17 protein-coding genes are annotated in these 18,752 nt (G+C 49.0%); 11 read left to right on the top strand and 6 right to left on the bottom strand.

Annotation, left to right across the window (positions count from 1 at the left end):
* Positions 1-164 precede the first annotated feature (164 nt).
* The 10 genes from D0B88_RS17770 (at position 165) to D0B88_RS17725 (ending at position 12,186) form a co-directional block, all read left to right on the top strand.
* On the top strand, positions 165-470 hold the full coding sequence (locus tag D0B88_RS17770) for a lipid asymmetry maintenance protein MlaB (protein WP_151058817.1): 306 nt from the start codon (positions 165-167) through the stop codon (positions 468-470).
* Positions 471-481: 11 nt separating this feature from the next.
* Positions 482-2,683: a chemotaxis protein CheA gene (locus D0B88_RS17765; protein WP_007643342.1), complete on the top strand. Its 2,202-nt coding sequence runs from the start codon at positions 482-484 to the stop codon at positions 2,681-2,683.
* Between the two features lie 2 nt (positions 2,684-2,685).
* Positions 2,686-3,195, top strand: coding sequence for a chemotaxis protein CheW (locus D0B88_RS17760; RefSeq protein WP_007643340.1), 510 nt, complete (start codon positions 2,686-2,688; stop codon positions 3,193-3,195).
* 26 nt (positions 3,196-3,221) lie between these two features.
* Positions 3,222-4,880, top strand: coding sequence for a methyl-accepting chemotaxis protein (locus tag D0B88_RS17755; RefSeq protein WP_007643338.1), 1,659 nt, complete (start codon positions 3,222-3,224; stop codon positions 4,878-4,880).
* A gap of 90 nt (positions 4,881-4,970) precedes the next feature.
* Positions 4,971-6,605: a methyl-accepting chemotaxis protein gene (locus D0B88_RS17750; RefSeq protein WP_255477817.1), complete on the top strand. Its 1,635-nt coding sequence runs from the start codon at positions 4,971-4,973 to the stop codon at positions 6,603-6,605.
* A gap of 18 nt (positions 6,606-6,623) precedes the next feature.
* Positions 6,624-7,445 carry a protein-glutamate O-methyltransferase CheR gene (locus D0B88_RS17745; protein WP_151058813.1) on the top strand — a complete coding sequence of 274 codons (822 nt, stop codon included), beginning with the start codon at positions 6,624-6,626 and terminating at the stop codon, positions 7,443-7,445.
* A 4-nt stretch (positions 7,446-7,449) separates the two neighbouring features.
* The gene (locus D0B88_RS17740; protein WP_151058811.1) at positions 7,450-7,950 is read left to right on the top strand and encodes a chemotaxis protein CheD; all 501 of its coding nucleotides are present in this window, start codon (positions 7,450-7,452) and stop codon (positions 7,948-7,950) included.
* A 95-nt stretch (positions 7,951-8,045) separates the two neighbouring features.
* Positions 8,046-9,089, top strand: a complete 1,044-nt coding sequence (locus D0B88_RS17735) for a chemotaxis response regulator protein-glutamate methylesterase (RefSeq protein ID WP_007643330.1) — start codon at positions 8,046-8,048, stop codon at positions 9,087-9,089.
* Positions 9,086-10,309, top strand: a complete 1,224-nt coding sequence (locus D0B88_RS17730; RefSeq protein ID WP_151058809.1) for an EAL domain-containing protein — start codon at positions 9,086-9,088, stop codon at positions 10,307-10,309. Before D0B88_RS17735 ends, D0B88_RS17730 begins: the two co-directional genes overlap by 4 nt.
* A 149-nt stretch (positions 10,310-10,458) precedes the next feature.
* Positions 10,459-12,186 carry a phosphate ABC transporter substrate-binding/OmpA family protein gene (locus D0B88_RS17725; RefSeq protein WP_007643326.1) on the top strand — a complete coding sequence of 576 codons (1,728 nt, stop codon included), beginning with the start codon at positions 10,459-10,461 and terminating at the stop codon, positions 12,184-12,186.
* A gap of 57 nt (positions 12,187-12,243) precedes the next feature.
* Here the strand turns inward: D0B88_RS17725 and D0B88_RS17720 are convergent, their stop codons facing one another.
* The 5 genes from D0B88_RS17720 to D0B88_RS17700 all read right to left on the bottom strand — a co-directional run bounded on the left by D0B88_RS17720 (position 12,244) and on the right by D0B88_RS17700 (position 17,353).
* Positions 12,244-13,749, bottom strand: coding sequence for a methyl-accepting chemotaxis protein (locus D0B88_RS17720; RefSeq protein ID WP_151058807.1), 1,506 nt, complete (start codon positions 13,747-13,749; stop codon positions 12,244-12,246).
* 129 nt (positions 13,750-13,878) lie between these two features.
* Complete coding sequence (locus D0B88_RS17715) at positions 13,879-14,256, bottom strand: hypothetical protein (RefSeq protein ID WP_225318444.1); 378 nt, start codon at positions 14,254-14,256, stop codon at positions 13,879-13,881.
* A gap of 265 nt (positions 14,257-14,521) precedes the next feature.
* Entirely contained in the window at positions 14,522-15,598 is a 1,077-nt protein-coding gene (purK, locus tag D0B88_RS17710) for a 5-(carboxyamino)imidazole ribonucleotide synthase (RefSeq protein ID WP_007643315.1), read from the bottom strand.
* 78 nt (positions 15,599-15,676) lie between these two features.
* Positions 15,677-16,168 carry a 5-(carboxyamino)imidazole ribonucleotide mutase gene (gene purE / locus D0B88_RS17705; RefSeq protein ID WP_007643312.1) on the bottom strand — a complete coding sequence of 164 codons (492 nt, stop codon included), beginning with the start codon at positions 16,166-16,168 and terminating at the stop codon, positions 15,677-15,679.
* A gap of 249 nt (positions 16,169-16,417) precedes the next feature.
* A complete protein-coding gene (locus D0B88_RS17700) occupies positions 16,418-17,353 on the bottom strand; it encodes a sodium-dependent bicarbonate transport family permease (RefSeq protein ID WP_007643310.1) in 936 nt (311 codons plus the stop codon).
* A gap of 124 nt (positions 17,354-17,477) precedes the next feature.
* Between D0B88_RS17700 and D0B88_RS17695 the strand changes: the two genes are divergently transcribed.
* Positions 17,478-18,425: a LysR family transcriptional regulator gene (locus D0B88_RS17695; protein ID WP_151058805.1), complete on the top strand. Its 948-nt coding sequence runs from the start codon at positions 17,478-17,480 to the stop codon at positions 18,423-18,425.
* An 18-nt stretch (positions 18,426-18,443) separates the two neighbouring features.
* Here the strand turns inward: D0B88_RS17695 and D0B88_RS17690 are convergent, their stop codons facing one another.
* Positions 18,444-18,749: a DUF2007 domain-containing protein gene (locus tag D0B88_RS17690; RefSeq protein WP_007643305.1), complete on the bottom strand. Its 306-nt coding sequence runs from the start codon at positions 18,747-18,749 to the stop codon at positions 18,444-18,446.
* Positions 18,750-18,752 lie beyond the last annotated feature (3 nt).

Genomic DNA, 18,752 nt, shown 5'->3' with positions numbered 1-18,752 from the left:
GAATGATTTGGGATAGTTCTGGAAAATATATTTATCGTCATGTCCGCGAACGCGGGTATCCATAACAATCTATACCTTGGATCACTGCTTTTGCAGGAATGGCGAATCATTCAGAAGTTTCTTGGTTGAGCATATATTCGATGTACCCTTGATGGATTATAACGATGAAAATTACACGCAAAAAAACTAAGGACACCACTACGCTTTCATTTGAGGGCGACCTCACTATTTATCACGTCACTGAAAGCAAAGAAGAGCTCTTTGCTGACCATGAGCGCCTGACCGATAAAATTGCGTTCGACTTGCACAGCGTCAGTGAAATAGATACGGCAGGTGTACAGCTCTTATTATTTGCCAAGGTTTTTTTTGCAAAGCTGGATAAAACGGTATTTATCGTAAAGAGCAATGAAATGGTCGATGCGGTATTAACCAAGCTCGATCTCACATCCCATTTTTCCCTTGAGTCCTGAGTGGAGTTGTTATGAATCTCGATGCGGCTTTACAAACTTTTTTTGCCGAAGCAGAGGATTTACTCAATTCCATGGAGGCAGCGTTGCTGCGCCTGGACGAGGGCGATACTGATCCGGAAACGATCAACGAAATATTTCGCGCGGCACATACCATCAAAGGTTCGGCGGGTTTGTTTGGGTTGAATGACATAGTGGCTTTTACCCACATAGTAGAAAATGTGTTGGATCGCGCGCGCGACAATAAAATTCTGGTTACCGGTGATTTGCTCAGCATACTGCTGCCATGTCGCGACCATATTGCGGTGCTTATTGAACATGCGATGCATGATCACAGTAATGATGAAGAGTGCCTGGCTAAAGGTCAGGCGCTATTAAGCTCGCTACAACCCTGGCTGGAGGATGAAACAGCAGTTAAGGGTGTAGCGCTGGCGGACCCAACACCGGCCATGCAAGCGGATTATATTAAATCGCTAGTGAGTGAAAGCGAGCGGGAGTGCTGGCATATATCGGTGCGCTTTGGGCCGGATTTATTGCGCAACGGCATGGACCCATTGTCCATTATGCGTTTTCTCGCCAGCCTCGGTGATATTACCCACATCACTACCATTACCGATCACTTGCCGGATTACGAACATTATGATCCCGAACAACTCTACCTCGGTTTTGAAATCGCGTTAATGAGTTCTGCAAGTCAGCAACAAATTGAAGACGCATTTATGTTTGTGCGCGATGACTCCGAACTAACCATTATTCCGCCGCGCAGCAACATTGATGCCTACGTAAATTTAATTAAATCCCTGCCGGAAGATAGCAAACGTTTGGGCGAAATTCTGGTGAAAAGCCACGCCATCAGTTATCAGGAATTGGACGCTGCATTGACCATGCAAAAGCAGCAAGCCAAAAGCCAAAGTGCTGTGAGCATGCTCGGCGATATTCTGATTGAAGGTGAGGCTGTAGCGCCGGAAATTGTCAGTGCCGCACTGGATAAACAAAAGAAAAATAGCGAGCGAAAAACCAACCCGGAAAATCGTTTTATTCGGGTGGACGCCGAACGACTGGATACGCTGATTAATTTAATTGGCGAATTGGTCATTAATCGCCAACGTATTGATTTACTTGCCTCCAAAATGGGCAACCCCACATTGGTGGAGGCTGTCACCTCCATGGGTAATTTTACTGAAGCCATTCGCGATGCGGCATTAACCCTGCGTATGGTACCGGTAGGTGATACTTTCCAAAAATTTAAACGCGTAGTGCGCGATACCGCCAAGTCCTTGAACAAAGAAATTGAATTGGAAATTGAGGGCGCGGAAACCGAATTGGATCGCTCCATGGTGGAAAAACTGAATGATCCACTCATGCACATTGTGCGCAACGCCATGGATCACGGTATTGAATCCATTGCGGTGCGTGAAGCGCGCGGTAAACCGGCGCAAGGCACTATTAAACTCACCGCTTGCCACGATGCGGGTCATATCGTGATTGGTATTCACGATGATGGTGGTGGATTGGATGTGGAAAAAATTCGCAAAAAAGCAATCGCCAACGGCATTCTGGATGAAAGCGTTCATTTAAGTCGCCAGGAATTGTTTCAATTAATTTTTCATCCCGGCTTATCCACAGCCGAACAAGTGACCAATCTTTCCGGTCGCGGTGTGGGGATGGATGTGGTGAAGCGCAACATTGAAGAGCTGCAAGGTGGCGTTGAAATTGAAAGTGAAATGGGCGTTGGCACCAGCCTGAATATTCGCCTACCGCTTACGCTTGCAATTATTGATGGCTTCCATGTGGTGGCGGGCACCATCGATTTTATTGTGCCGCAAAACGCCATTCTCGAATGTGTGGATTTAAATTCACTCAATCACTCCCATGGCCAAAACTGCGTAAACCTGCGCGGAGAACAAGTGCCTTATATTCGCTTGCGCGAAATATTTTCACTGCAAGGTTCAGGTGCAGAGCGCGAAAAAATTGTAGTGGTGCAGTTTGGTGAAAAACGTGCAGGCATAGTTGTGGATGAGCTGCACGGTGAAATTCAAACTGTGGTGAAACCCATGGGGCCCATCTTTCAAGCATTAAAAGGTATTGGTGGTTCGAGTCTGTTGGGAACTGGCGCCGTGGCGCTGATTTTGGATATTCAACAACTCATCAGCTACGCCATTAATCGGGAACATTTACGTACTAGCGCGCTTCCTCTAACCGCGCAGGAGCAATAGCTATGAATCAGCCAGGTAAAGCAAAAAAAAATCAGGCGCCGGAAGTGATTAAACAATATCTCACCTTCAATATTGGCCATGAACACTACGGTTTGGAGTTATCGCAAACCCGGGAAATTATTGAATACAGCGGTATTACCGAAGTGCCACTTATGCCCAATTTTTTGCGCGGTGTAATTAATCTGCGCGGTGAAGTGGTGCCGGTAATTGATTTGGCGGTGCGTTTGGGCCGCAAACCGATTGAAGTGCAAAAACGCACCTGCATTATTGTGGTGGAGCTGGAAAATAATGACCAGAACCATGTGCTGGGTTTGCTGGCCGATGCGGTCAGTGAAGTGATTGAAATGGACGACGAAAACATCGAGGACGCCCCATCATTTGGTGCCAATATTCGTGCTGATTTTATTCAGGGAATCGCCAAACGTGACGATGAATTTATTGTGCTGCTGGATGCAAATAGTGCGCTTTCCATTCGTGAGCTGGCGCATTTGGTTGAGGCGCAGCTGCAGTAAGTTCATTGCTATTTAAGGCGATTAATATGCTAAACAATCTCAGCTTGAAATTTAAAATTTTACTGCTCAGCGCCCTCATCGTACTCGGTCTGAGCACCTTGGGCCTCTCTGCTTATATGCAGTTGCGGCAGTTCAATGCAATTGTGGATGAGACGGCGGTGCATGTGCAGCGGCGCGCGGATATTTTAGCGGCAATTGAAGCGGCGGCTATCAGTTTTAAAACCCAGGTACAGGAATGGAAAAATATTTTAATTCGCGGCAACAATCCCGATCAGTTTATGCGCTATGTGGATGGTTTTGCCAAAGCAGAAACGGTGGTGCAGGAACAGCTTAAAACCGCAATTGCGCTGCAAAAAGAAGAGGGTGTGTCGACGGAAAGTGCAGAAGCGCTGGTGCTTGAGCACAGCCAGTTGGGAAAAAATTATCGCGCTGCTCTGGAGAAATTTGATCAGGAAAATGCTGAAGCTGGAAAAGTGGTAGATAAATTAGTGAGTGGTATGGATCGTGAAACCAGCCGTCAAATGGAGGAGTTATCGGCGGCGACCTCGGCGGGCTTTTCCAAGTACCTCGTTGAGTCAGATCAAAAAACCGGAGAGGTTTACCGCGCGACCGTCAATTTGCTCGCGCTCATTTGCGTGCTTGCGTCAGTAATTATTATTGCAGTGATGACCTTTATTTTTCGCGATATGTTCCGCACCTTGGGTGGTGAGCCTGCCTATACCGCTGGCATTGTGTCGCAAGTTGCCGAAGGTTATTTGGATTTGGATATAACCTTAAAGCCGGGCGACCAAACATCCCTGCTGGCCAGTGTCGCAAATATGCGCAAACAATTGGCAGAGATTATTAGCGAAGTTCGCAGTTCGGCGGACGCACTTTCCTCTGCCTCTGAAGAGGTTAATGCGACGGCGCAATCCCTCGCGAAAGGCGCCTCGGTGCAGGCGGCGAGTGTGGAAGAAACCTCGGCGTCCATGGAGCAAATGTCGGCGTCCATCGCACAAAATACGGAAAACGCAAAAATTACCGACGGTATGGCGCAAAGTGCCGCGCGCGATGCGGCATCGGGCGGCGAAGCAGTAATGAATACTGTGCAGGCAATGCAAAAAATTGCAGAGCGCATCGGCGTGATTGACGACATTGCTTACCAAACGAATTTGTTGGCCTTGAACGCAGCGATTGAAGCGGGACGCGCCGGTGAGCACGGGCGCGGTTTTGCGGTAGTCGCATCGGAAGTGCGCAAACTCGCGGAGCGTAGTCAGGTTGCCGCACAAGAGATTGGTGCACTGGCGTTGGATACCGTAAAACGTGCGGAAAACGCGGGCACTATGCTGAATCAAATGGTGCCAGCGATTCGCAAAACCGCTGACTTGGTGCAGGAAATTGCCGCTGCCTCTGCTGAGCAAAACACCGGTGTTGCACAAATCAACGGTGCTATAGGGCAGGTGAGTCAAACCTTGCAACAAAACGCAGCGGCCTCAGAGGAGTTGAGTTCAACGTCGGAAGAAATGAGTTCCCAAGCTATTCGATTGCAGGAATCCATGACTTATTTCAAGTTACATGCCGACGCCAACACGCGCGCAGCACGGGTTGAAATACCAGTGCGTAGCGGTAACAACTCTGGCCGGAATAAAAAAAATCTTGCTGCAGGGGCGGATGATGTAGATAAAAATTTTGTACGCTTTAATTAAACCAATAGAAGTTTCAGGTAAATAGCCAATTTAAACGGCTGAAATAGCAAATTTACAGTGTTGTAATTAATGGACTTAATGGAGTCAAAAATGACCGTCGCCAAAAAAATGTTGCTGCTGGTTGCCACTGCGTTGCTGGGTATTATTATCCTCGCAGGCTCATCCCAGGTGCAGATGAATTCGGTATTTAATCAAACTAACTATACCAATGAAAACGTTGTGCCGAGTTTGATTCTGCTAGCGAATATCCAGAACAATGTTTATCGGGTAAGAATCCGTTTAAATCGTTTTATCCTGAATACCAAACCAGCTGAGATCCCCAAGTTGGAAGAGGATATCAATAAAGCGATTGCGGCAGTGAAGGCAGGTTTTAAGGATTATGAATCTGCAATTTCAGATGATAAAGATCGTGAATTACTTGCTGAGGGGATAAAACGTTTTGATATTTATTTGACGCACATTCCACCAATTTTAGCAGCATCAAAAAACAATCAGTTTGATCTCGCACGCGATTTGGTAGAGGTTGCTAAAGACGATGCTCTGGCTGCCTCCGTTGCAGTGGATAACCAGGCGTTACACAATCAAGAAATTGCGAAAAGTGCTAAAAATACTGCTTTGGAAACTATGGGTGATGCGCGAGTGTTTTCGATTGTTATTGCCGTCATCACTTTGGTAGCAATTGCACTGATTGGCTTTTTTATTACACGCAGTTTGTTGCGTCAGCTCGGCGGTGAGCCACACTACGCGGCTGCAGTTGTTGCACGTATTTCCAGTGGCGATCTCACCCAACAAATCAATGTTAAACCAGGCGATAGCACCAGTATGCTCGCGGCGATTCGTGAAATGTCCAACACCTTGTCACAAGTATTGAGTGAAGTGCGCAGCTCGGCCGATGCATTGGCCTCCGCCTCGGAAGAGGTGAATGCAACCGCACAATCTTTGGCAAAAGGCGCTTCAGTGCAAGCAGCCAGTGTGGAAGAAACCTCTGCCTCTATGGAGGAAATGTCAGCGTCTATTATCCAAAATAATGAAAATGCCAGTGTGACCGATGGCATGGCACAAAAGGCAGCGGCGGATGCTGCAACGGGCGGTGCAGCAGTGTCCAGTACTGTTGATGCAATGCGCAAAATTGCAGAGCGGATCAGTGTGATTGATGACATCGCTTATCAAACGAATTTGTTGGCGCTCAATGCGGCGATTGAAGCGGGGCGTGCCGGTGAACATGGGCGCGGTTTTGCGGTAGTTGCGTCGGAAGTACGTAAATTGGCGGAGCGCAGTCAGGTGGCGGCGCAGGAGATTGGCTCACTCGCGGGCGAAACGGTTAATAAAGCCGATACTGCCGGTAAGCTCTTGCAAGATATGGTGCCGAGTATTCGCAAAACCGCAGATCTGGTGCAGGAAATTGCAGCGGCATCCACTGAACAATCGGCGGGTGTCAATCAAATTAATGCGGCGATTGGGCAAGTCAGCCAAACCATGCAGCAAAATGCGGCGGCGGCTGAGGAATTAAGTTCAACCTCGGAGGAACTCAGTTCACAAGCTATGCGCCTGCAAGAATCGGTTAGCTATTTCACCTTGAGTAATGCGGATAACCATAGAAATAGCCAGCGCCATTTTCGCCCGCAGCCGGCACCCAGCCAACCAGCAGTAAAACCACGCAAGTCCGCACCGAATAAAACACTAAGTGATGATGAACTTGATAAGGATTTTGTTCGCTACACCTAATTGCCTGAGTGCTGTGTTATGACAACTGATATGTCGAGTGTGATTCCGACTGATCGCGAATTTCAATTGTTTCAGCAGTTGATTGAAAACAAATTGGGAATTTTTTTGCCGCCGCAAAAAAAAGCACTGTTAAGTAATCGCCTGTGGAAACGCTTGATTGCCTGTGACATCAAAGGTTTTGATGAATATTATCGTTATATCCAAAGCCCGCAGGGCAAGGGTGAGTTGAATCTCGCCCTTGAATTGATTACTACCAACGAGACTTATTTTTTTCGCGAACAGAAACATTTTGATTATTTGCGCGATGACATTTTACCGGGTGTAAAAGCCGGCAGTAATTTTCGTGTCTGGAGCGCGGCGGCGTCCACGGGAGAAGAGCCTTATAGTATTGCTATGCTGCTTACTGATCGCTGCCCGACTACTTGGGAGTTGCTCTGTTCGGATGTGAACCGCAAAGTGATTGAGCAGGCAAAAGTGGGTATTTACCCCGAGATGCGTATTAAAAATATCCCCCCCGACTATTTACGCCGTTTCTGCCGCAAAGGCGTTGGCTCACAGGAGGGGAATACACGGGTGAACGCGGAGCTGCGTCAGTCAGTGCAATTTTTCACGCTGAACCTACATGAAGATTTTCCGGATTTGGGCCAGTTTGATTTGGTATTCCTGCGCAACGTGTTGATCTATTTTGAGAATGAAAATAAAACCAAAATATTGGAGCGTATTGCATCCACCTTAAAACCCAATGGGATTTTATTTGTGGGGCACTCTGAAAGCTTGCATGGAATCAGCTCGCGTTTTATACCGGTAAAACCCGCTATTTATCGTTTGTCGGCGCGGTGAGCCTATGACTATTCCGCAGAGCCAGGAGTTGTATTCGATCCATCCGGGGGAGTGGTATTTTGGCGCGGACTATGCGCGCTTGCACACCTTGTTGGGTTCCTGCGTGGCTCTTACCGCCTGGCACCCGGAATTAAAAATTGGTGGGCTCTGCCATTATTTATTGCCTGCATCACCCTATGACCGCATCATCCCTGACAACCAACTGCGCGCCCTTTCGGATGGGCGCTATGCCGATAACGCTCTGGGGGCGATGAAAGCCGCGATGTTGCGCTATGGGGAGCTAAAGGAATTTCATATTGCGGTATTTGGTGGCGGCGATATGTTTTCCTACAGCGGCACCACCTCGATTGGTTTTGACAATATTGCCTACGCGCGTCAATGGCTGGTTAAAGAACGTTTACAACCTTACAGGGTGGATGTAGGTGGTGCTATATCCCGCTCGCTAACCCTGGTAATCGCAACGGGCGAAATTCATGTAAAACACTACGAAATGAATAACGGCTGAAATCTTGTAATCAGGTCGCTATCGACAATACTTAGTGAGCAATCAAATGATGCGTTTCGGCTTGCCTTCTCACTGCTGTGGAATACTAACTTGCTATGACTATTGATGTGTTGGTCGTCGATGATTCGGCTGTGGTGCGTCAGGTATTGACGGCAGTGCTCAATGAGGCGCCGGATATTAATGTCTATGCCACCGCGTCAGATCCGATTTTTGCACAGCAGCAAATGCAAAAAAAATGGCCCGATGTGATTGTGCTCGATATAGAAATGCCACGCATGGATGGCCTGACGTTCTTGCGGCGCATTATGAGTGAGCAGCCAACACCCGTCATTATCTGTTCCTCGCTTGCTGAAAAAGGTGCGGAGCTGTCCTTGCAGGCGCTCTCTGCGGGTGCCATTGACATCATTACCAAACCGCAACTGGGCGTGAAAGATTTTTTGCTGGATGCTAAAAATCTACTCTGGCAAACCGTGCGTGGTGCCGCGGGAGCCCATGTGGCGCGGCGCGGAAGCAGTGCACCGTCCAAACCCCTGGCTGCTTCTCCAGCGGTGGATTTGGTGGCGATGACTGCCACTACTGACAGTATTATTGTCATAGGTACTTCCACCGGCGGCACTCAGGCGCTGGAACAAATTCTTGCCAAAATTCCCCGCACTTGCCCCGGTATTGCCGTGGTGCAACACATGCCGGAAAAATTCACCGCCGCTTTTGCCAAACGGCTGGACGGTTTATGCGAGGTAGATATTAAAGAGGCAGAGTCCGGAGATCGCTTAATTCCCGGACGTGTGCTTATCGCGCCTGGAGGTCACCATTTGGAAGTGCAGCGCTCCGGCGCCCAATATATTGCAAAAGTATTTCGCGGCCCGAGTGTGAACCGCCATTGTCCTTCCGTGGATGTATTATTTCGCTCGGCAGCACGCGCAGCGGGGCGCAATGCCATGGGCATTATTCTCACCGGTATGGGGGATGACGGTGCGCGCGGGTTACTGGAAATGCGGCAGGCGGGCTGCCGTACAATCGCACAGGATGAAGCTTCCTGCGTCGTATTCGGAATGCCTAAAGAGGCGATTAATCTTGGGGCAGCGAAAGAGGTTATGTCGCTCGCACAAATTCCTGCAGTGTTGGGAGGTAGAGTGTGAAATCCACTATTCAGGAATTGAGTGTGTTGGTTACTGACGACAGCATTACGCAGCGTCAGTACGCACAGGATTTATGCCGTGATTTGGGTGTTACTGATTTGCATGGCGCCACCAATGGTGTAGATGCACTGCAAGCGTTGGAGGCCCGCAAGATCGATGTGGTGCTGGTTGATTTGGAAATGCCGGTGATGGATGGTGTGGAATTAATTCGCTCCATCGCGCAAAAAAAATTGACGACCAGTGTGATTATTCTCAGTGCCAAAGATCCGATTTTAATTTCCAGTGTTGGTACCATGGCGGAAGCCGATGGCTTGCATGTATTGGGCACTTTTCAAAAACCGCTGTTACCCGATGCTCTGGAGTGCAGCCTGTTGCGCTTTATTCACGACGCGAAACTGGCGCAGCAACAAGTGCATCATGTCGAACAAGAAGTGACAGCTGTTGAATTGAGTGCGGCTCTAACCAACGGTGAAATGACTTTGGCGTTTCAGCCCAAATTAACGGTGCAGGGCTTGTTGTTGCGCGGTGTAGAGGCGCTGGCGCGCTGGCGTCACCCAACAAAAGGCATGATCTCGCCGGGGGTATTTATTCCGCTCGCGGAACGCCATGGGTTAATTGACCCGCTGACCCGCAATTTATTGGAGCAGGCGTTTAAACATAAACGCACCTGGCAGCAATATGGTTTGCGGTTTAATCTCGCATTTAATTTATCACCCTTGTCGCTAGCAGATATCGATATTGTGGATTGGCTCTGCGCCATGGCCGATGAATACGAAGTGCCGTTTAATGAAGTGACTTTTGAAATCACCGAGAATGCATTGCTGGGGGAATTAGCCAGTGCAATTCGCACTCTCGCACGGCTGCGCTTGAAAGGTTTCCATATCGCGATTGATGATTACGGTACCGGCTTTGCCAACGCCCAACAATTATCGCGGGTACCGGCGACAGAATTAAAAATTGATCGCTCCTTGGTGCATCGTGCTGCGGCGCGACCACAGCAGAAAACCATTTTTTCCAGCACCGTGGAACTGGCCAAAAACCTCAACCTCACGACTGTGGCAGAGGGGGTAGAAACACAAGAGGATTTTCAAATTATTGTCGAACTTGGTGTGGATTTAGTACAGGGTTTTTATTTTTCCAAACCGCTCTATGCCGACGATTTGCTCAGCTGGATTAAAACCGGTTTGACACAATTGCGCCGTCAACACGAGTCAAAATAATAAACCGGCGTTGAATTCCTGCGGAGTTTCAACTGTGCTTTCATTTGGACTTTCATGCAGATTGCCAATTGAATTGTTATTTGGATTGTCATCTAATTGTCATCTGACATTTCTATAGTGCGCGCTTCCGTAATTGTTAGAGAAGCGCCATGTCCCCCAAATCCCATAAACATATTCATTACAACGTCGCTCTGGTCGATAAATTATGGAATTTGAAGCGGCTGTGTGAAGTGCATTTAAAAATGCATATTCCGCTCAATATGGTATTAAAGGATGAAGAGTACCGCAGTGAGTTGCTGGAAAAGGCGCTCACCGCAAACGACGATGAACTCACCTCGCTGGTGTGGGAAGTGCGCCAACTGGAGGATTCCATCACCTCCGCCTCCCATACTGGTGAACAATTCAAACCTGCCAAAAAAACCAAAAAAGGTATTCGTCTCACACGCCTGACGGCAATTACCTGTTCACTCCTGTTGGTTCTGGGCGGTTATTTACTGCGCTCATTTTTACCGCTGGATGCCGGCGAAGTATTTGTGATTCAGGCGATTAGTGAAACCCGCATCAAACCCGCCAGCTCTTTAACACAAACTGCTGCGACGGCTAATGGAGTGCTCACGCGGGCAACCACTCCACTATTTCGCGTTCATGGTTCCAATACGGTGGGCGAAAAGTTGGCGCCGCGGTTGGTAGAGTCCTATTTAATGGCCCGTGGCGGCACCAATATTAAAACAGAGCAGGGCAAAACACCGGTGGAAAAAGCTGTTAGTGCCGAAATTAACGGGCGCGTTGAATTTGTAGAAATTCATGCGCATGGCTCCAGCACTGCATTTGCTGATTTGCTTAGCGGCCAAGCGGAATTAGGCATGTCATCGCGGCGGGTAAAAGAGCAGGAGCGCGAATTATTGCTCAGCAAACAAGGCGATCTTACCGAGCCTGGCGCGGAACATATTATTGGTTTGGATGGTTTAGCAATAATTGTGAATAGCAGTAATTCACTGGGTAGTTTGTCCATCCCGCAATTGGTGAAAATATTTTCCGGTGAAATTACTAATTGGTCAGCCTTGGGCGGTGCTGATCGCCCTATTAACCTTTACGCTCGCGATGAAAATTCCGGCACTTGGGATTCGTTTAAAAGCATGGTACTGGAACCATCCAGTGCGAGCATTTCGTTAACGGCCAAGCGCTTTGAATCCAGTACCGAGCTGTCAGACGCGGTGGCAAAAGATGAAGGGGCTATAGGGTTTATCGGTTTACCTTATGTGCGTCGCGCAAAATTATTGGCAATCTCTTCCACCAAAAGTTCCAAGGCGATAGTACCAACCCATTTCACCGTCAGCACTGAGGATTATCCTCTCGCGCGCCGCCTGTATTTTTATTTACCGCAAAAGAGCACCAACAGTGAAGCGGAAGAGTTTGTTCGTTTCAGTGCAACAGAGCGCGGGCAGAGTATCGTAGAGGATATAGGTCTGGTTTCGCAGAATATTAAAACCGGTCAACCCTTTAATAATAATTTTTACCCCGAAGAAATGCGTCAGCTCACCAATCGCTCGCAGAGATTATCAATCAACTTTCGTTTTAAAGATGGCAGTGATGAGTTGGATACCAAGTCCATCAGCGATTTACAGCGGCTAGTAAAATACATGGAAGCTAATTCCCCCAAGCGCGTACAGTTGTTTGGTTTTACTGATGACGAGGGCGCGAGTGAAGAGAATCGCGAATTGTCGTTACGCCGCGCCAAGGTGGTGGAGCAGCAATTGATTGCGCGTGGGATTTATCCACTGGTGGCGCGCGGTATGGGCGATGAGGCGCCGCTGGCAAGCAGTAAAACGGAAGAGGGAAGGCGCATGAATCGCCGGGTGGAAGTGTGGATTTTGTAGGGGGAGCAAATCCCTCCTAACCTCTCTTTTTACAGAGAGCGGTTAGGGGAAACTTGATTATTTAATTTTAAAAAATGCCATCATTTGTTGCAGCTGTAGTGCTTGTCCCGTAAGTTCTTCCGCGGTGGAATAAAGCTCTTCGGCAGAGGACGAGTTTTGTTGGGTAGCAATACTGATTTGCGTAATTGCCTGGGTAATCTGACCCGCCCCCAGATTTTGCTCAGTGCTGGCTGCAGAGATTTCTTGCACCAGATCTGCTGTTTTTTGAATCGCGGGCACTATCTGATCGAGCAATTGCCCCGCGCTTTCCGCCAGATCTACCGAGTGACCTGCTAATTCGCCAATTTCTTTGGCTGCGGTTTGACTGCGTGCGGCGAGTTTGCGCACCTCACTTGCTACTACTGCAAAACCGCGCCCATGTTCACCGGCACGCCCCGCTTCAATCGCCGCATTTAACGCCAGCAAATTGGTCTGGTAGGCGATGTCATCAATCACACTAATTTTTTGCGCAATTTCGCGCATGGCACTTACGGTATTAATTACCGCCGAGCCACCTTGTTGCGCTTCTTTGGCGCTATTGCTGGCAATGCTATCAGTGACTTTGGCGTTGTGACTGTTTTGCTCAATGGATGCACTTATTTCCTCCATAGAAGCGCTGGTCTCCTCAATGCTGGCCGCTTGCTCGGTGGATGCCTGGCTGAGTGATTGCGCTGTTGCACTCAGCTCTTCAGACGCGGAGGAGAGCGAATCGGCGGTGGAGCGTACATCGCCAATAATGCTCGATAATTTATTCACCATTTGCCAGACGGCAAACAGAATGCTGTGCTCGTCGCGCGGTTTTAGTTTCACATCGACCGACAGATCTCCCTGTGCGATGCGATCAATAATGGCAGCGGTGTAATCAGGTTCGCCGCCCAATTGTTGAATCAAGCTGCGGGTAATCAATAACCCGAGAATAATACTGATGACGATGCTGAAAAGAATTAGCCCGATATTAAACAGAAAAGTTTTTTCATAATTATTTTTGGTGGTTTCATAGGCTTGTGCAGCAACACTGAGTTGCACATCCACTAATTGGTTGAAACGCTCGGAGACGGGTTCAATGCTAGGGTAGAGTTTGTGTAGCACAAACTGATCGAGACGGGTTGCATCTTGCGCAGCAAATATTTCCAATAGTGTTGCAGTGGTTCTGTCTGCTTCGCCTAAGAGCGGCGTCAGTTCACTTACCAATTGTGTTTCTGCTGTCACCAACTCGGTGGCGAGATATGCTTGCCATTGCTCGCGAATAACGGTCTGCGCCTGCTGAACACTCTCGCTACCGCGTTGCCAGTTCATCCCGCCGTTGCGCACTTTGTGCGCAACATCCACGATATTTACCGCATACATATCAGCAATGAGTTTAAGATTTTTTAACGGAATTACCCGATCAAGGTAAACACTGCGCATACCATCATAGGCAGCGCCCATACCTTTAATGCCTAGATAACCAATGATGGTCATTAAGACAATTAAGGTGCTGGCTAATAAGCTTAATCGCAGTGCTACGTTTATTGTTTTGAACATTAGAGGCTCCCTTATTGCGCACCGGTTGGTGTTAACCCTAGTTAGCGCGAGTGCCTTTGTCAAAGAAGGGCACTCGGGGAGTCTTGTATTGCGGCAGTGGAATGGTGTGTGTGGCGAACGCTAGAGAATTTAGTTTTGTTCCAGCAGCCAGCGTTTGGCAGCTTCCACATCGGTAAACAAACGACCATAACCAATGGAGCGGTTGGCGAGAACATCGCGGACAAATTGTGTGGTTTCGCGGGTGCGTGGATTGTTGTCCACCCAGGCAAATGTGTATTTTTTACTAATGCCTACTTTTTTAAACAGTGCGGGGTGATCAAAGGCTTCAGCGGTGGAAACCGAATCAAATAAATATTGCTCTCCGAGCACTTTAAAACATTGGTGATGCTCACAGGCATCCACCACGCTCTGCCACATAAACAGGGCATTTTCATAATTGCCCATGCCGCGCACATTCACGTGAATGTATTGCTCATGGTGTGTAATTTTTAGATCGAGATCCGTCAAGCTAAATAACTCCTGGTATTGGTTAAGTTGTAAAACAGTTTGTGCTTTTTAGCGTTAAGTAAATTGAGATATGCATAACACTACATACGTTGCTTGCAGGTGTTTCAGAGCATTATCGAGGCTTTTTGGAGTAGGAATAGTGTTCGCTAGGTAGAAACAGCTGGATACGAACAGAAAACACTGCAAAAACTATCACACTCCAGCGCTGACAAGGTGCAAACATTAACCAAACCTAACAAAAAGCCGGAGCAAGTCCGGCTTTTTGTTAAAGTGCTTCTATTGACTTTAGGCTCCAGTCGATTGCATCGCGGTAGTGGTGTTCCGGTAGTAAATCACCCAGCAGTACCAATGTTTCGCGCACCTCGGTGATGTTGTTACTCACTATATTGATATGGCCCACCTTGCGACCGGGGCGCACCTCTTTGCCGTACCAGTAGGTGCGCGCACAGGGCAGGTCGCGCCAGGCTGGATTGTAGTCGGTGCCTATGAGGTTGATCATCACATTCTGGCCGACTACTTGTGGCGCCGGTGTCGCCATGCCGGCAACCGCGCGCAGGTGATATTCAAATTGGCTGATACTCGCGCCCGCTTGGGTCCAGTGGCCGGAATTGTGTACGCGTGGCGCCAGTTCATTAATAAGCAACTGATCGCCCACACGGAAGGTTTCCATCGCCATCACACCCACGTAATCGAGGGCGTTCAAAATCTTGCCCAGCATTTCCTCCGCCTGTGTTTGCAACGGTTGCAAACGCGCCAGTGGTGCAACAGAGGCATAGAGGATGCCGCTTAAATGCAGGTTCAAGGTGAGTGGATAAAACACACAGTCGCCTGCCGCATTGCGCACACCCACCAGCGACACTTCTTCATCAAAGTTGATGGCCTGTTCGGCGATAGCTTCGCCCTGCCAATCCTCGGGCACTTCGTCTTCATCGGTGCGCAGCCAATGTTGGCCGCGACCATCGTAACCGCCGGTGCGACGTTTCAGCAGCACACGTTCGCCCAGCTGATCGCGCAATTCGTTAGCGGTGATGTCGTTAGCCACATTGCGCCAGGGAGCGGTGGCTATACCCAGTGAATCGATCAGTTCTTTCTGGGTTTTGCGATCAGCCAAACGGCCAAATACGTTTTGGTTGATAAAACGCGGGTGTTGGGCGAGGGCATGGGTCACGAGGGTTTCCGGCCATTGCTCGCGCTCGGCGGTGACCAGGTCATCGGCCGCCAGGGCGGGAGCACTGCTTTCATTGATATCCACCGGGCACACGTCCAGCGCCAATGGCATGCCGGCGTGTTTGAGCATCGCACCCAATTGGCCTGCACCTAAAACCCAAATTCGTTGACTCATGCCTAACCTCAAAACACGCTTACGGATTGCAAAAAGAAACTACCGAACATCACCAATTGATTGTTGGTCTCTTGCCTTTTATTGATCTCTTGGATCGGGATTGTCCAGCACTGCTTGAGTCTGGTCATGGCGGAATTGTTCGATCTTGATGGCCAGTGCTGGGTCAGTCACCGCCAGAATCTGGCAGGCCAGCAAACCGGCGTTAAACGCGCCTGCCACACCAATCGCCAAGGTGCCCACCGCCACGCCTTTGGGCATTTGTACGATGGAATACAGGCTATCCACACCGCTTAGCGCTTTGCTCTGCACCGGCACACCCAGCACTGGCAGGCGCGTATGCGCTGCCACCATACCTGGCAAATGCGCCGCGCCACCGGCACCGGCGATAATCACGGCGTAGCCTTGCTCCACCGCGTGTTCAGCAAACTCAGTCAGTTTTTGCGGCGTGCGATGCGCCGACACCACTTCAGTGTGATATTCAACGCCCATTTGCTCCAGTATTTCCACTGCAGCCTGCATAGTGGCCCAATCACTCTTGGAGCCCATAATCACCGCGACTTTTCTTGCCATAGCTATTGCCTGAATCTGAATGAATATTCGCTCAAAAAATGAGCCGGAAACGGAAAAAAGGCGCGCATATTAGCACGATGCGGGTGTGATGCCGACATCATTCTTTGCCTGATATTGACTGCTAGATAAACACATGACTAAGGCGATCAAAATGATTAAATTAATTAAAGCGATCAGTGTGAGGATCTCTAATGGAAACCTCAACCGCAAGTGATGCCAAGCAACAAGGGCGGATGCGGTGCGGTATTTTTAAATCGCCAACCACTGCATCATCTCAAAATACACCGGAATCCCCACTAACACATTCAACGGAAAGGTCACACCCAGCGCCGCAAATATCGCGAGCCCCACATCGGCTTCTTTAATCGCCGCTTGAATTGCAGCGGGTGCGGCGATGTAAGAGGCGCTGGCGGTGAGTGCAGCGAGGATTAGTGTGCTGCCTTCGGGTAAGCCTAACGCTATACCAGCGGCAATACCTATTACGGCCAAACCAAAGGGGGCGATAAGCGCGAAGCTGATTAAGCGCCAGTGTTGTTTTGGGAAGGGATTTAAATGTTGCGATGCACACACGCCCATCTCTAACAAAAATAGCGCGAGCAAGGCTTTGAAGGCGCCGAGAAATAATGGCGCAATATCTTTACTTGCATCGGGGCCGTAGAGGTAACCAATAATCACCCCGCCGGTGAGCAAGACTACGCCGCGACTGGTGAGCGCTTCATGCCAAATGCCTTTCATGCCGCCGGTGCTACCGGTGGCTTTTTTGTATAACAGGATCGCCACCACAATCGCGGGTAATTCCAACAGCACCAAGTACAACGTGGTTTGTGGGGCGATGCTGAGGTTGTTGGCTTCGGCAAACGCCAGTGCCACCGCAAAAGTCCCCGCACTGGCAGAGCCGTAGTGGGCGGCGATGCTGGCGCTATTGGCAGCGTTAAGCAAAATGAATTTACGCAGTAGGGGGTAGAGCAGCAGGGGGATGGCGATACCCAGCAAAATCACCGTAATCACTTCTGGCAGTAAGTGCCAGCTTACCTGGCCATGCAGCGCCAGCCCGCCTTTAAGGCCAAGGGTCAGCATCAGCAGGATGCTCAAGGTGTCGTAAGCCGCCTTGGGTACTTTAAGGTCGGACTTGGCGAGGCCGGCAAGTACACCGAGCAGGAAAAACATAATGACGATATCGGGCATGGTTCGCTCCACAGCGTGATGACAGTGACGCTATTGTCGCCAAGTTGATTAATTGACGATAATTAATGTTTATACTTATATATATTTACGATTATCTATAGTTATTTAAACCAAGGGCGTGTTTATGAATATTCGCCATCTCACCTTTCGCCTGTTGCAGGTCTATGTCGCGGTGGTGCGCAGCGGTTCCATCTCGCAAGCGGCGCAGCAATTGCACCTCACCCAGCCTACGGTTTCGTTGCAAATCAAACGCTTGAGCGAAGCCGTGGGCGAACCACTATTGGAGCAGTGCGATGGCCGTTATAAACCCACCTTTGTTGGCAATGAGCTGTACCACGCGGCACTGGATGCATTGACGCGCTTTGAGGATTTTGATGGATTTTTAACGGATGCTGCGCGCGGCAATAAAGGCTATTTCAGTATTGGGGTGGTGACTACCGCGCAGTATGTATTGCCGCGTTTGCTCAGCCCCTATGCGCAGCAATATCCGGCGGTGGATGTGACGTTTAATATTGGCAATCGCGGTAGTGTATTGCAGCGCTTTGAAAATCAATTGGATGATTTGTATTTATTCAGTCATCCACCTACGGGTGATCATGTTGTCAGTCGCCGTTTTTTACGCAACCCGCTGGTATTGATTGCCCCCATTCATCATTGGGCAGCGCAAAGGGATGACGTAGATTTTGCAGAGTTAGTTGATGAACGTTTTTTAATGCGCGAGCCGGGTAGTGCAACGCGTATGGTGTTTGAAAATTTTTTGCGTGAACAGAATTTCCAGTTACACAACACCATGCAAATTGAAAGCAATGAAGTGATTCGAATGAGTGTGGAAAATGGTTTGGGTTTGGCAGTATTGTCCGAGCATACCTTGGCGCAATCACAAGCGCGCGTGGCGCAAATTAAACTGCACAATTTTCCGCTGCACAGTCACTGGTATTTGGTGCAACACGGCGATCGCCGCTTACCAGTTACCGCCCATAATTTTATTGAATTTATGAGTGCGCATTTGCGTGAATGGGTGGAGGAGAAATATATCGGCCCTGATATGGTGGGGTTAACCTCTGGGGAGTAATAATGCTTTGGTCAGCTGTTATATTTTCTCCGTTTGGCAATTCCAACAGGTCTCAAAAGCAGCGTCGTTTTGTTCATTGCATTGTGCACATTGCCATTCCGGTGCAGTGGGCGTGTTAAACGCATTGGACAGAATATCGATAGCTTGTTCGTAGTTGGTATCGTCCACCACCCACAGTTCCGGCCAGGTATCAAAGGGCGATATTTCGCCAATAGCGCCCGAGGAAAATTCATTTTTCCACACCACACGAATTCCGGCTTGTTCGAGAATGTTCTGCGCATTACCAACTAGAAAACGGTTTTCGTGGGTGTAGACGAGTTTCATGCT

The organism is Cellvibrio sp. KY-YJ-3 (genome assembly GCF_008806955.1).
Lineage (GTDB): Bacteria > Pseudomonadota > Gammaproteobacteria > Pseudomonadales > Cellvibrionaceae > Cellvibrio.
The sequence above is the reverse complement of the archived record's forward strand: the minus strand, read 5'-3'. Positions and strand labels throughout refer to the sequence as shown.